General features: G+C 71.4%; 12 protein-coding genes. 6 read left to right on the plus strand and 6 right to left on the minus strand.

The genetic code is table 11. The annotated features are described in order from the left end of the window. Window positions 1–35 precede the first annotated feature (35 nt). Window positions 36–1,181 (plus strand): cystathionine gamma-synthase, encoded by a 1,146-nt coding sequence (locus LRD69_RS20630; protein WP_277328029.1) that lies wholly within the window; start codon window positions 36–38, stop codon window positions 1,179–1,181. A gap of 297 nt (window positions 1,182–1,478) precedes the next feature. On the opposite strand, the gene LRD69_RS20635 is transcribed toward LRD69_RS20630, so the two are convergent. From LRD69_RS20635 to LRD69_RS20645, 3 genes are all read right to left on the minus strand, one after another. Next, a complete protein-coding gene (locus LRD69_RS20635) occupies window positions 1,479–1,730 on the minus strand; it encodes a hypothetical protein (RefSeq protein ID WP_277328030.1) in 252 nt (83 codons plus the stop codon). Then, complete coding sequence (locus LRD69_RS20640) at window positions 1,727–2,221, minus strand: sigma factor-like helix-turn-helix DNA-binding protein (RefSeq protein ID WP_277328031.1); 495 nt, start codon at window positions 2,219–2,221, stop codon at window positions 1,727–1,729. The genes LRD69_RS20635 and LRD69_RS20640 overlap by 4 nt, the downstream gene beginning before the upstream one ends. 76 nt (window positions 2,222–2,297) lie before the next feature. Continuing rightward, window positions 2,298–2,825: a MarR family transcriptional regulator gene (locus LRD69_RS20645; protein WP_277328032.1), complete on the minus strand. Its 528-nt coding sequence runs from the start codon at window positions 2,823–2,825 to the stop codon at window positions 2,298–2,300. Between the two features lie 156 nt (window positions 2,826–2,981). On the opposite strand from LRD69_RS20645, the gene ilvA reads away from it, so the two are divergent. The 3 genes from ilvA to LRD69_RS20660 all read left to right on the plus strand — a co-directional run bounded on the left by ilvA (window position 2,982) and on the right by LRD69_RS20660 (window position 6,182). Next, on the plus strand, window positions 2,982–4,211 hold the full coding sequence (gene ilvA / locus LRD69_RS20650; RefSeq protein WP_277328033.1) for a threonine ammonia-lyase: 1,230 nt from the start codon (window positions 2,982–2,984) through the stop codon (window positions 4,209–4,211). 97 nt (window positions 4,212–4,308) lie between these two features. Next, window positions 4,309–5,334, plus strand: coding sequence for an ATP-binding cassette domain-containing protein (locus tag LRD69_RS20655; RefSeq protein ID WP_277328034.1), 1,026 nt, complete (start codon window positions 4,309–4,311; stop codon window positions 5,332–5,334). After that, window positions 5,331–6,182 carry an ABC transporter permease gene (locus LRD69_RS20660; RefSeq protein ID WP_277328035.1) on the plus strand — a complete coding sequence of 284 codons (852 nt, stop codon included), beginning with the start codon at window positions 5,331–5,333 and terminating at the stop codon, window positions 6,180–6,182. Before LRD69_RS20655 ends, LRD69_RS20660 begins: the two co-directional genes overlap by 4 nt. Before the next feature lie 66 nt (window positions 6,183–6,248). Here LRD69_RS20660 and greA read toward each other — a convergent pair whose 3' ends face one another. Next, complete coding sequence (greA, locus tag LRD69_RS20665; protein WP_277328036.1) at window positions 6,249–6,746, minus strand: transcription elongation factor GreA; 498 nt, start codon at window positions 6,744–6,746, stop codon at window positions 6,249–6,251. Window positions 6,747–6,949: 203 nt separating this feature from the next. After that, window positions 6,950–7,363, minus strand: a complete 414-nt coding sequence (locus LRD69_RS20670) for a DUF4307 domain-containing protein (RefSeq protein WP_277328037.1) — start codon at window positions 7,361–7,363, stop codon at window positions 6,950–6,952. A 153-nt stretch (window positions 7,364–7,516) separates the two neighbouring features. Between LRD69_RS20670 and mca the strand changes: the two genes are divergently transcribed. Both mca and LRD69_RS20680 read left to right on the plus strand, forming a co-directional pair. Then, a complete protein-coding gene (gene mca / locus LRD69_RS20675; protein ID WP_277328038.1) occupies window positions 7,517–8,398 on the plus strand; it encodes a mycothiol conjugate amidase Mca in 882 nt (293 codons plus the stop codon). Window position 8,399: 1 nt separating this feature from the next. Then, complete coding sequence (locus tag LRD69_RS20680) at window positions 8,400–8,639, plus strand: hypothetical protein (protein ID WP_277328039.1); 240 nt, start codon at window positions 8,400–8,402, stop codon at window positions 8,637–8,639. Between the two features lie 67 nt (window positions 8,640–8,706). Here the strand turns inward: LRD69_RS20680 and LRD69_RS20685 are convergent, their stop codons facing one another. Continuing rightward, on the minus strand, window positions 8,707–11,964 hold the full coding sequence (locus LRD69_RS20685; protein WP_277328040.1) for a tetratricopeptide repeat protein: 3,258 nt from the start codon (window positions 11,962–11,964) through the stop codon (window positions 8,707–8,709). Window positions 11,965–12,102 lie beyond the last annotated feature (138 nt).

Genomic DNA, 12,102 nt, shown 5'->3' on the forward strand with positions numbered 1-12,102 from the left:
TGGATCGCCCCTGCGACGAACTACGCTCTGGCTCCATGAGCGACCAGCACAGCTTCGAGACTCTCGCGATCCACTCGGGCAACACGGCCGACCCCCTCACCGGCGCCGTGGTTCCGCCCATCTATCAGGTGTCCACGTACAAGCAGGACGGCGTCGGCGGGCTCCGCGGCGGCTACGAGTACAGCCGCAGCGCCAACCCGACGCGTACCGCACTGGAGGAGAACCTGGCGGCCATCGAGGGCGGCCGCCGCGGTCTCGCCTTCGCGTCAGGGCTGGCGGCGGAGGACTGCCTGCTGCGCACGCTGCTGTACCCCGGCGCCCACGTCGTCATCCCGAACGACGCCTACGGCGGCACCTTCCGGCTGTTCGCCAAGGTGGTCAAGCGCTGGGGCGTCGACTTCTCCGTCGCGGACACCTCCGACCCGGCGGCGGTCCGGGCCGCGGTCAACGACCGTACGAAGGTCATCTGGGTCGAGACCCCGTCCAACCCGTTGCTCGGCATCACGGACATCGCGGCCGTCGCGGACGTCGCCCGCACCGCGGGTGCCCGGCTGGTCGTCGACAACACCTTCGCCAGCCCCTACCTGCAGCAGCCGATCGCGCTCGGCGCGGACGTCGTCGTGCACTCCCTGACCAAGTACATGGGTGGTCACTCGGACGTCGTCGGCGGTGCGCTGATCGCCGCGGACGCGGAGCTCGGAGAGGAACTGGCCTACCACCAGAACGCGATGGGCGCGGTCGCCGGACCGTTCGACTCCTGGCTGGTGCTGCGCGGCATCAAGACGCTGCCGGTGCGGATGGACCGGCACAGCGAGAACGCCGCCAAGGTCGCCGAGCTGCTGCTCCGGCACCCTAAGGTGACCCAGGTCCTCTACCCGGGGCTGCCGGAGCACCCGGGGCACGAGATCGCCGCGAAGCAGATGAGGGCGTTCGGCGGCATGGTGTCGTTCCGTGTCGAGGGCGGGGAGGAGGCGGCGGTCGAGGTCTGCAACCGGGCGAAGCTGTTCACGCTCGGCGAGTCCCTCGGCGGCGTCGAGTCCCTTCTGGAGCACCCGGGCCGCATGACGCACGCCTCGGTGGCGGGCTCGGCGCTGGAGGTGCCGGCCGACCTGGTCCGGCTGTCGGTCGGCATCGAGTCGGCGGACGACCTGCTGGCGGACCTGACGCAGGCGCTCGGCTAGGGCCTCTCGTTTGGATCATGCTGGGCTCGCGGGGTCGGGCACGCACATCTGCCGCGTTGTCGTCGGTCCCCGACGCTCCGCGTCGGCTCCTTCCTCCGCCTTGCGGCCGCACGCACCCGGCCCCGCTCCCTGAGCCGGCCTGATCCAAACGAAAGACCTGAGCGTCCGTCCCTCCCGGGCGGTGGTGACCCCCGAAACGCCGGGCGGGCCCGTCGGCATGCCCGGCGCTTCACCGGGCGATCCGTCCGGTCAGGGGCTGACCTCCGCGCGGCGCCCCACTCCAGGGTGGATGCGGGCCTACCAGCCTTCCAGGGGCGGCGTCGTATCGGCCGGCGGCACGTGCCACGGCTGGGCGGCCACCGCCCACACCACGAACGCGGCCACCGCCACGAACAGCACCGTCAGCGCCAGCGCCCGCGCCGCCCGCCGGCGGCGCAGCAGGCGGCTGCCGCGCACCGCCGCCCGCTCCGCGAGACCGGCGGGCAGCTGCGGATGCGGGCCGTCCAGCATCCGCCGGACCCGGTCCTCCCTGCGGACGGGACGCGTCATGGCGCCGTCCGCAGCAGCCGCAGGGTCCGGCGTCGCGCAGTGGGCTCGCGGCTGCCGCTCATGGTGGCCACCGACCGGTTGCAGAGCGCCCGGACCCGGTCGACCGGCAGCCCCAGCAGCGCGGCGGTCTGCTCCTCGGCGACACCCTCGTACAGCCGCAGCACCAGGACCAGCCGCTCCTGCGGGGTCAGCGGGTCCAGCAGACCGCCGCGCGGCCGCTGATGGCGCCATGTCTGCCGGGCGAACCGGGCGGCCAGCTCCTGCCGGGTGCGGTCGTACGGATCCTCGCCGTGCAACCGGTCCCAGCCCGCATACGTACGCGCCAGCGCGGCGGTCAGCAGACGCAGCGCCCGGTCGTTGCCCCCGGGCGGCTGCGAGGGCTCGGCGGTGAGCAGCGTGGCAGTGTGCAGCAGCCGGCCCGCCGCGCCCGCCACGAAGGCCTCGAACTCCTGGGCGCGGCGCCGCTGAAGGCCCGCTTGCCGCTCTCGCACACCCACATCGGAGCGCTGCCGACGGCCCCTGGTCAAGGGGCCGGACCGGGCGAATGCGCCCCGGGCGCCGCGGCTCTCAGCCGTCCGTCGGCTGCTGATGCGTCTGACGTGCGGCCAGCGCCTCGTTGAACCGCGTCAGCAGGTCACAGAACGTGTCCCGCTCCTCGGCCGTCCACTCCTGCGTCACCTGCGACATCAGCTCACGCCGCGAGGCCCGCACCTCGTTGAGCCGGGCATGCCCGCGCGGCGAGAGCTGGAGCACGACCGCCCGGCCGTCCTCCGGGTGCGACGTGCGCTTGACCAGACCGGTGTCGACGAGCGGTGCGACCTGACGGGTCACGGTCGAGGAGTCGATCCCCATGCCCGCGGCCAGCGCCTTGACGCCCATCGGGCCTTCCCGGTCCAGCCTGTTGAGCAGTAGATACGCGGCCCGGTCCATGGAATTGCGGACCTGGCCGACACCACCGAGGCGGGTCTGCTCGGCACGCCGGGCGAACACCGCCACCTGGTGCTGCAGCACATCGAGGAGGTGGTCGGGGCCCGAGGTTTCGGGGGCGGCGCCCCCGGAAGGAGACGCAGCAGTCGTCATGTCCTGAGGGGGCATGGCCAGGGGCTCTCTTCGTGCAGTGTCGGATGGGTGGGGGACAGAGTACGCGGCCCCGGGGCAACGCGTACCAGTGCCGCACAAACCTGTGGACAACGGTGCGGGACGACGACGGGGCGCCGACCCGCACCGCGTCCAGCTGCGAGACTTGCAGTCATGAACTTCCGTACGTCACACCTCTTTCCCCCGGTGATCCTCGACGACGTCCGGGGCGCGCAGAAGATGCTCGACGGTGTGGCCCGGGTGACCGCGATGGAAGGCAGCCGCCATCTGTCCGAGCTGGTCGGCTCACCGGTCCACTTCAAGTGCGAGAACCTTCAGCGGACCGGCTCGTTCAAACTGCGCGGCGCGTACGTACGGATCGCCGGCCTGTCCCCGGTGGAACGCGCGGCCGGTGTCGTCGCGGCGAGCGCCGGAAACCATGCGCAGGGTGTGGCACTCGCATCTGCACTGCTCGGCGTACGCGCAACGGTCTTCATGCCGGTCGGGGCACCGCTGCCGAAGGTCGCGGCGACCCGCGAGTACGGCGCGCAGGTCCGGCTGCACGGCCATGTCGTCGACGAGACGCTCGCCGCCGCGCAGGAGTACGCCCAGAAGACCGGTGCGGTGTTCATCCACCCCTTCGACCACCCGGACATCATCGCGGGGCAGGGCACCGTGGGCCTGGAGATCCTCGAGCAGTGTCCCGAGGTCCGCACGATCGTCGTCGGGATCGGAGGCGGCGGCCTTGCCGCGGGCATCGCCGTGGCGGTCAAGGCGATCCGGCCCGACGTACGGATCGTCGGCGTCCAGGCGGCGGGCGCCGCCTGCTACCCGCCCTCCCTGGCGGCCGGCCGGCCCGTCGCGATCGACGGGCTGCAGACCATGGCGGACGGCATCAAGGTGGGGCGCCCCGGCGACGTACCGTTCGGACTCGTCCAGGAGCTGGTCGACGAGGTCCGTACGGTCACCGAGGCCGAACTGTCCAGCGCCCTGCTGCTCTGCCTGGAGCGGGCGAAGCTCGTGGTGGAACCGGCCGGGGCGAGCCCGGTGGCGGCGCTGCTCAGCGACCCCGGGGCGTTCCGGGGGCCGGTGGTCGCCCTGCTGTCGGGCGGCAATGTGGACCCGCTGCTGATGCAGCGCATCCTGACCCACGGCATGGCGTCGGCGGGCCGCTACCTGAGCCTGCGGGTACGGCTCACGGACCGCCCGGGGGCACTGGCCACGCTGCTTGCCGCACTGTCGGTCGCCGACGCCAACGTCCTGGACATCGGTCATGTGCGGACCGATCCGCGGCTCGGGCTCACAGAGGTCGAGGTCGAGCTGCATCTGGAGACCAAGGGGCCGGTCCACTGCGACGAGGTCACCGTGGCGCTGCGGCAGGCGGGGTACGAGGTGACGGTCTGACACACGGGCCCCCGGTGTGTGCGTTCTCCGGGCGGCGCGAGGCGCAGAATCCTAGGATCTGTGAGGGAAGTCACCCGAACGCTCTGGGGGAACCCTTATGCCAGGCGCCATCCATGCCGAAGGCCTGGTCAAGACCTTCGGCGATGTACGAGCACTCGGCGGTGTCGATCTCGATGTGCCGGAAGGCACGGTCCTGGGCCTCCTCGGCCCCAACGGCGCCGGCAAGACGACCGCCGTACGTGTCCTGACGACGCTGCTCCGGCCCGACAGCGGCAGGGCGGCCGTGGCGGGCATCGACGTACTGAAACGACCCGACGACGTCCGCCGTTCGATCGGGCTCTCCGGCCAGTTCGCCGCGGTCGACGAGTATCTGACCGGCCGCGAGAACCTGCAGATGGTCGGCCAGCTCTACCAGATGAGCCGGCGCGACGCGAAGACCCGCGCGGGGCAGCTGCTGGAACGGTTCAACCTCGCCGACGCGGCCGACCGGCCGACGAAGACGTACTCCGGAGGGATGCGCCGCCGCCTCGACCTGGCGGCGGCGCTCGTCGTCTCCCCGCCGGTGATGTTCATGGACGAGCCGACGACCGGCCTCGACCCGCGCAACCGGCAGCAGCTGTGGGAGGTCATCGAGGAACTCGTCGCGGGCGGCACGACACTCCTGCTGACCACCCAGTACCTGGAGGAGGCCGACCGCCTGGCGCACGACATCTGCGTCATCGACCACGGCCTCGTCATCGCCCGCGGCACCTCCGATCAGCTCAAGGCCCAGACCGGCGGCGAGCGCGTCGAGGTCGTCGTCCACCAGGCCGATCAGATCGATCCGGCCCGGGAGGTCCTCGCCCACCTGGGCAAGGGCGAGGTCACCCTCACCCAGCACACCCGCAAACTGACCGTCCCGGTCTCCGGCGGCGCCAAACTGCTCGCCGAGATCATCCGGGACCTCGACACCCGAGGGGTCGAGATCGACGACATCGGTCTGCGCCGCCCCACCCTCGACGACGTGTTCCTCTCGCTCACCGGCCATGTGGCCCAGCTGACGGAGACCGACGACAACGGGACCGTCCCCCGCGGACGCGGGGCGCAGACCGGCCGGAAGGCCGGACAGGAGGCCGCGAAGTGACTGCCACGACGGAAACGCTGCGCATCGCGGCCCCCCGCCCGGGCGGCTCCCTGGGCCGCTCGGTCCGCGACTCCCTCGTGGTCGCGCGGCGCAACCTGATCCGGATGACCCGGATCCCCGAGATGGTCATCTTCGGGCTGATCCAGCCGATCATGTTCGTGGTGCTGTTCAGCTACGTCTTCGGCGGTTCGATGATGATCGGCGGTTCCACCAGCCCCGCCGACTACCGCAACTTCCTGATGGCGGGCATCTTCGCCCAGACCGTGACCTTCGCCACCGCCGGCGCCGGCGCCGGTATCGCGGACGACATGCACAAGGGCCTCATCGACCGGTTCCGCTCGCTGCCCATGGCGCGCGGTGCGGTGCTCACCGGCCGTACGCTCGCCGACCTCGTCCAGACGACGCTCACCCTGGTCGTCCTCGCGGTCGTCGCCCTGCTGGTCGGCTGGCGTACCGAGGAGAACGCCGGCAAGGTGCTCGGCGGCTTCGCGCTGCTGCTCCTGTTGGGCTACGCCTTCTCCTGGATCGGGGCACTGATCGGTCTCTCGGTCCGCACCCCGGAAGCGGCCACCTCGGGCGGCCTCATCTGGCTCTTTCCGGTCACGTTCATCTCGAACGCCTTCGTGCCCACCGAGAACATGGCGGGCTGGCTCCAGCCGATCGCCGAATGGAACCCGTTCAGCGCGACCGTGCAGGCCTGCCGCGAACTCTTCGGGAACCCGGGCGTCTCCCCGTCGGACGCCTGGCCGATGGTGCATCCCGTCTGGGCCTCGCTGATCTGGTCCGTGCTGATCATCGCGGTCTTCCGGACGCTGGCGGTCCGCAAGTACCGCTCGGCGGCCGCCTGAGGGAGGGCAGCAAGGAGCCCCGGCCGTCCCGCGGCCGGGGCTCCTTGCTGCTGCGGGTGCGGTGGGTCAGCCCGTGTACGGCTTCGCCTCGAGGATCTTCACCGAGGCAGTCTTGCCGTTCGGCAGCTCGTACTCCGCGTCCTCACCCATCTTCTTGCCGTTCACGCCGGAACCGAGCGGAGACTGCGGGGAGTACGTCTCGATGTCCGCGCTCGCGTACTCGCGGGAGGCGAGCAGGAACGTCATGGTGTCGTCGGGATCGCCGTCGAACGCGATGGTGACGACCATGCCGGGCTCGACCACGCCGTCGTCGGCGGGGGCCTCGCCGACCTTCGCATGCTCCAGGAGCTGGGTGAGCTGGCGCACCCGCAACTCCATCTTGCCCTGCTCCTCCTTGGCCGCGTGGTACCCGCCGTTCTCCCGGAGGTCACCCTCCTCACGGGCCGCCGCGATCTTTACGGCGATCTCCGTGCGCGCGGGACCAGACAGGTACGCCAGCTCGGCCTTGAGCTGGTTGTACGCCTCCTGCGTGAGCCAGGTGACGTTTTCGCTGGTCTGGGTCACAGGTGCTCCTAGTCGGTACTGGAAATTCAAGCGTCGGTACTGGGAATACAAAGCATCGCCCTACCCAGAAGCATGTGCCTCCACGGGTGGGCGAAACCACGAGCCTAACAATTCCCCGGTAAAAGGGGGAGAAGGAAAACCGCTATGACCGCGTCAATGCAGGTCAGGGCCGATAAGTGCAGGTCGGCGGCGGTGCGGGGCGGTCAACGCGACCCGCCGTCGGCGGTACAGCCCAGCAGCTCGACGCTGGTCGCCCGGGACGTCGTACGCAGCGAGACGATCCGGTCGATCCGGTCGCTGCGGTCGTCGAAGCGGATGTCCTTGCGGGCCACGTCGTCACCGTCCACGCGCTGCGAGCGGATCGTGCAGTAACCCTTGGCATCCCGGTCCTTGCGGACCTCCAGATGGATGTCGACCCGGTCGTCCGAGACGATCTTGAACTTGATCACCTCGGCGCTGATGGCCTGGCCCGCCACGTAGGCGTAACCGATCCAGCCGACCACGCCGAGCAGGACGACGCCCAGCGCCGAGCCGATGATCCGGAGCCTGCGGTCCCCGCGCTCGTCCGCGGAGCGCCCGTAGCGGCCCTCCGGAAGTGCTTCACGCACCGCAGTCATGATCGTTCCTTCCGCACCGGGGACCGAGGAATTTTCCACCCCCAGGTTCGGTCACTATAGAAGTCTGCCACCCGGTGCCCGTCCGCCACCCCGCACGGACGTCCTCACGGGGAGGGCACCACTCAACGGCGACCAATCACTGAGGATCGAGTCTTGACTGAGCAGCTTCGACTGATGGCCGTGCACGCCCACCCCGACGACGAGTCGAGCAAGGGCGCGGCCACCATGGCCAAGTATGTGTCCGAGGGGGTGGACGTGCTGGTCGTGACCTGCACGGGCGGAGAGCGCGGCTCCATCCTCAACCCGAAACTCCAGGGCGACGCGTACATCGAGGAGCACATCCACGAGGTACGCAAGAAGGAGATGGACGAGGCCCGGGAGATCCTGGGCGTCAAGCAGGAGTGGCTCGGCTTCGTCGACTCCGGGCTTCCCGAGGGCGACCCGCTGCCGCCGCTGCCCGAGGGCTGCTTCGCACTGGAGGACGACGAGAAGGCGGCGGCGCGTCTCGTCCGCAGCATCCGCGCGTTCCGTCCGCACGTCATCACCACGTACGACGAGAACGGCGGATACCCGCACCCCGACCACATCATGACCCACAAGATCTCGATGATCGCGTTCGACGGCGCCGCGGACACCGAGACGTTCCCCGAGGCGGAGTTCGGCCCGGCCTGGCAGCCGCAGAAGCTCTACTACAACCAGGGCTTCAACCGCCCGCGCACGGTCGCGCTGCACGAGGCGCTGCTCGCCCGCGGCCTGGAGTCGCCGTACGGCGAGTGGCTGGAGCGCTGGAAGGAGTTCGAGCGCGTCGAGCGGACGCTGACCACGCACATCCCGTGCGCGGAGTTCTTCGAGATCCGGGACAAGGCACTCATCGCGCACGCCACCCAGATCGACCCCGACGGCGGCTGGTTCCGGGTTCCGATGGACGTCCAGCGGGAGGTCTGGCCGACCGAAGAGTACGAGCTGGCGAAGTCTCTCGTCGATACGTCCCTCCCCGAGAGCGACCTCTTCGCGGGCATCCGCGACAATGCCTGATATGTACGCGACCCAGGCACTGACCCACGTCGTTCCTCTCGCCGAGGAATTCGACAAGAACAAGGTGACACCCGGCGTCCTCGGCTTCCTCGTCTTCGCGGCGCTCGCGGTGGGCGTGTGGCTGCTGATGAAGTCCATGAACCGCCACATGGGCAGGGTGAACTTCGAAGAGGCACCGGATCCCGACGGGGGGTCGGCCGGGGCCGACGTGTCCGGGGCGGGGGCCGGGGCCGCGAAGTAGCGGCCTCCGGCGCAGCATGTTCGCGCCTCGCGGGACGGCCCCGAACGGCCCGGCCCGCGAGGTGGCGCTACGGCCTTGCTTCCACCGCCACGCCCATGATTTCCCGGGTGCGGCGCGTGGGGGTCAGGCCGAGCCGCCACGCCTGCCAGCCGTCCTCCAGGTCGATCCCGCGGTTCAGCACCACCGCGAACGCCTCCGCACAGTCCTCCAGCTTGCCGTCACGGGTCGGGTGACCGGCCGCGAGCAGATCGGCGAGCTCCTGCTGGGCCACCACCGTGCCCACCTCCGTACCGCCCGCCGACGCATACGGCAGCAGCGTGCAGCGCAGGAAACGGGCCCAGTCGGCGCCCCGGGAGTCGCCGTACGAACCGAACAGCCCCACCGCCTCGTCGCACAGCGCCAGCGCCTGCGGCGCACGGTTGTTGCCCGCGTCGATCAGAGCCAGCTCCAGACATGTCCACGCCTCGCCGTGGGGGACGCCGATACGCCGGAAGTCGGCCCGCGCATCGACCAGAAGCTGCCGGGCGAAACCGGAATTGCGCAGGTTGCCGGTCTGCGCGGCCCGCTGGTCACGCGTGACCCGGCCCGAGTGGTGCCGGGCGCACGCCAGCCCGTACACGTCCCGCATCCGCGAGAACATCGTGCGCGCCCGCTCCAGCTCCCGCACCGCCCGATCGATGTCGCCGGTCTCCTCCAGCGCCTGACCCAGGTAGTACAGCGTCCACGCCTCGCCGCGTGCGTCCTCGTTGTCGCGGTGCCGTGACAACGCCCCGCGCAACCCGTCGACCGCCGCATCCGCATCGCCGTCGAGCAGTCGCGCACGGGCCAGCTGGGTCATCGCCCACGCCTCGCCACGCTCGTCACGCGTACGGCCGTACAGATCCAGGGCCGTACGCAGCGCCTCCTCGGCCCGGTCCACCTCGCCCATCCGCAGCAGCACCTGACCCAGCTGGAACTGCGCCCACGCCTCGCCGTGCAGCGACTCTCCCTCCCGGTGCAGGGCCAGCGCCGTGTCCAGGAGGGCCAGCGCCTCGGCGAGATGCGCGCGGTCGCGCTCGACGGCGGCCAGCGCATGCAGTGACCACGCCCGGTCCTCGGCCTGCTCGTCCGAGGCCTGCAGCTCGATCGCCTCGCCCAGCCGCGCCGACGCCTCGGTCAGATTGCCCTGGTGATGCAGCGTGATGCCCAGCGAGCAGAGCGCCAGCGCCGTACCCGCCTCGTTCTGCGCCTCGCGGTACAGCCCGACGACCGAGGACAGCGTGGTGCGGGCCTTGTCCAGCTCACCGAGCTGCCGGGCCGCGATGCCGGTACGCCACTGGACCGACCGCTCCAGCAGCCCCTTGTCGACGGCCTGTGTCAACTCGCTTATCTCGCCCAGCCGGTAGAGGTCGCCGCGCAGCAGGCAGTAGTCGCACAGCGCACCCAGCAGATCCAGGACCGCGCCCTGGTCGACACCCTCCGCATGCCGCAGCGCGGACGTGATGAAACTCGACTCGTCGTCCAGCCAGTGCAGCGCCGCGTCCAGCGAAGCGAACCCGTGCGAGCCGAACTGCCCGGCCCGGGTGGACATCTTGCCGTCCACCATCCGGATCACCGCCCCCGCCAGCTCCGCATAGTTGTGGATCAGCCGCTCCTGCGCGGCCGTGCGGTCCGCCGCTCCCTCCTCGTCCAGCAACCGGGCCAGAGCGAAGCCCCGCACAAGATCGTGCAGCCGGTAGCGCGAGCCCCGCACATGGTCCAGGAGCCCCGCCCGGCACAGCGCCGTCAGCAGCCCCTGCGCCTCCTGCTCGTCCGCGGACAGCAACGCCGCGGCCGCCGCCGCACCCAGGCTGGCGCGCCCGGCCAGCGCGAGCCGGCGCAGCAGCCGCCGCGCCTGCTCGGACTGGTCGGTGTAGCGCAGCCACAGAGCCCGCTCGACCGGGGCGACCGGACCGTACGCGCCGAGATCGGTGGCCAGCTCGCTGCGGGTACGCACCCCGAGCGAGGAGCCCGCCGTCCGCAATGCCAACGGCAGACCACCGCACAGCTCGGTGACGACGTCGGTCGACTGCGCGTCGTACGGCCCCTGCTCCGGCTCCGCAGCCGCCTCGCGCAGCAGCTCCTCGGCGCCCGCCGCGTCCAGCGGCCCCACCGGCAGCTGATGCACCCAGGCCGCAAGGCCGGCAGGCAGCTCCAGGGGCGCACGCGCCGTGACGAGGACCAGGCTGTCGGAGCGCTCCGGGATCAGCATGCGGACCTGCTCCGGGTCGCCCGCGTCGTCGAGGACGACCGTCACCGGCGTACCCGTCAGATGCTGGTGGTACAGCTCGCCCAGCCGCCGCACCTGCTGCTCGGCGGAGGAACTTCCCCGAACCCCCGACTCCGCCCGGCCGGAGGAGGCACCGTCCCGGAACAGCAGCTGCTCGCGGGGTGCACCCAGCCGGTTCAGCAGATGCAGCAGCGCGTCACGCGTCGGCAGCGGGTTCTCGCCGGCGACGTCCGAGCGCAGATCCACCACGCACGCGCCCCGGAACTGGTCCTTCAACTCGTGCGCCGCCCGCACGGCGAGCGTGGTGCGGCCCGAGCCGGGCACCCCGTGCAGCACGACGACGGTCGGCTTCGTCTCCGTCGACGCCCGGGCCGCGTGCACCCACCGGGCGATCTGCGCCAGCTCGGTCCGGCGCCCGGCGAACGGCCCGTCGGCGGCGGGCAGATGGCCGAAGGACTGGCCGAGCAACGACCGGGTGCGGGCCGCCGCACTGCGGTCCCCGCCGCGCAGCTGCGGCACGACGGAGGCCGCCCTCTTCTTCGGCGTACGGGACGACGCGGTCAGCATCCGCTGCTGGTCCAGGAACGGGCGGATGCCCCGCACCTCCAGCGCCGCCAGCCACTGCAGCCGCAACTGCTCGGGACCACCGGGCTGCCCCAGGGCAGCCGCCTGCCGGTGGGCGGCGGGCCAGTGCGAGGCGGTCACCTTGGCGACCGTGGCCGCGGCGCCCGCGACGGCGACGGTGGCGCCCGCACCGATCGCAAGGCCGGCCGCCGTGCCGAGCGCGACATCCGCACCGAACGCGGCGACCGCCGCAACACCCGTGACCAGCAGCGGAGTTCCCATCGTCGCCCTGCTGAACCGCTGCGACAGCGGCTTCTGCCCGACCTCCGTCGCGTCGAGCGCCTGGACGTACGCGGCGTACTCCTCGCCCGCACCGGCGGCCAGCGAGTCGAGCGCGGCCCGCCCCCGCGCCATCAGCGTCCCGAGATCGGCCCGCCCGCCCGATCGGCGTACCTCCTCCTCCACGGCGCGTACCAACAGCCGTTCGGCTTCGGCCCGGTGGCTGTCCCGCATGTCCGTCCCCCTCCGAGAGCATCGGTTCGGGACAAGTGTCCTGCGTGGGGCGGCCGAGCGCGAGAGAGCGCGGGTATCCACCGGGCCGGGCCCGGGTGAGAGTCATGGCCCCGGCCCGTGGCGTGCGGCGGCGGCTTC

The sequence above is a fragment of the Streptomyces sp. JH14 genome, assembly GCF_029428675.1.
Lineage (GTDB): Bacteria > Actinomycetota > Actinomycetes > Streptomycetales > Streptomycetaceae > Streptomyces.

Excerpts from the sequence above, each read along its gene's own strand:
- LRD69_RS20645 (WP_277328032.1), bottom strand. The coding sequence starts at position 2,825 with ATGCCCCCTCAGGACATGACGACTGCTGCGTCTCCTTCCGGGGGCGCC.
- LRD69_RS20655 (WP_277328034.1), top strand. The coding sequence starts at position 4,309 with ATGCCAGGCGCCATCCATGCCGAAGGCCTGGTCAAGACCTTCGGCGAT.
- LRD69_RS20680 (WP_277328039.1), top strand. The coding sequence starts at position 8,400 with ATGTACGCGACCCAGGCACTGACCCACGTCGTTCCTCTCGCCGAGGAA.
- LRD69_RS20635 (WP_277328030.1), bottom strand. The coding sequence starts at position 1,730 with ATGACGCGTCCCGTCCGCAGGGAGGACCGGGTCCGGCGGATGCTGGAC.
- LRD69_RS20630 (WP_277328029.1), top strand. The coding sequence starts at position 36 with ATGAGCGACCAGCACAGCTTCGAGACTCTCGCGATCCACTCGGGCAAC.
- LRD69_RS20685 (WP_277328040.1), bottom strand. The coding sequence starts at position 11,964 with ATGCGGGACAGCCACCGGGCCGAAGCCGAACGGCTGTTGGTACGCGCC.
- ilvA (WP_277328033.1), top strand. The coding sequence starts at position 2,982 with ATGAACTTCCGTACGTCACACCTCTTTCCCCCGGTGATCCTCGACGAC.
- LRD69_RS20670 (WP_277328037.1), bottom strand. The coding sequence starts at position 7,363 with ATGACTGCGGTGCGTGAAGCACTTCCGGAGGGCCGCTACGGGCGCTCC.